Raw genomic sequence first — 1,087 nt, forward strand, 5'->3', positions numbered from 1 at the left:
AGCCGACCGGCCGTGGCGGGGACCGCGACGCCCGCGGGCGGTGGACGCGCGCTGCGCGGCGCAGGGCAGGGCGCCGGGGCCGGGCCCGCCGAGTCCGGGCACCCGGGGGAGGGCGACGCGCGCACAGGGCTGTGGCAGCGGCTGTTCGGGCGGCGGACGCGAGGTGAGGACGCGTGAGCCTGACCCTCGAGGAACGCTCCGAGGCGCTGGCAGCCGCCGTCGACGCGGGTGACGGACGGCTCCCGCCGGACCTCGTGGACGGCGCGCGTGCGCTGCTGCTCCGGGTCGCGGAGCGCGTGGGGCTGTCGTCGGAGCACACCGTGGTCGCGCTCGCGGGGGCGACCGGCTCGGGCAAGTCGTCGTTGCTCAACGCGCTCGTGGGGATGGACCTCGCCGAGACGGGGGTGCAGCGACCGACCACGTCGCACGCGCTCGCGGTCGTCGTGGCAGCCGACGACGAGGGTGCCCGTGATGCGACGCGTCGTGCCTCACCGCGGCCCGACACCGCGCCCGGTGCGGTGGGGCCGCTGCTCGACTGGCTCGAGGTCGACCGTCGGCACACGGTCGTCGCGTCGCGCGAGGTCGGGGGCGGGTCGCACCGGCGCCGGTCGGACCGACGCGCACCCACCGCCGGGACGGTCCCGCCGGGCCTGGTGCTGCTCGACCTGCCCGACCACGACTCGGTCGTCGTCCAGAACCGCTTCCGCGCGGAGCGGCTCGTCGACCGCGCCGACCTGCTGGTGTGGGTCGTCGACCCGCAGAAGTACGCCGACGCCGCGCTGCACGAGCGGTACCTGCGCACGCTCGTCGGGCACGACGACGTCGTGGTGCTCGCGCTCAACCAGGCCGACCGGCTCAGCGCGGCCGAGGCGGACGCCGTGCTCGCCGACCTGCGTCGCCTCGCGGCGCTCGACGGGCTCACCCGCGCCCGGACGCTCGCGGTCTCGGCACGTACGGGCGAGGGCGTCGACGCGCTGCGGGGTCTCGTCGCGCAGGCCGTCGAGCGGCGTGAGGCGACCACGCAGCGGTACGGCGCCGACCTGCGCGCGGTCGCCGAGGCGGTGGTCCGCGCGTGCGGCGAGCCGAC

The 1,087-nt window shown here is 77.7% G+C and carries 1 protein-coding gene; it reads left to right on the forward strand.

Translation table 11 applies throughout. From position 1 onward, the window contains the following. Window positions 1–173: 173 nt before the first annotated feature. On the forward strand, window positions 174–1,087 hold a 914-nt coding region (locus tag CWIS_RS08995), incomplete at its 3' end, for a GTPase family protein (RefSeq protein ID WP_048342942.1).

It is taken from the genome of Cellulomonas sp. A375-1 (assembly GCF_001040865.1).
Taxonomy (GTDB): domain Bacteria; phylum Actinomycetota; class Actinomycetes; order Actinomycetales; family Cellulomonadaceae; genus Cellulomonas; species Cellulomonas gelida.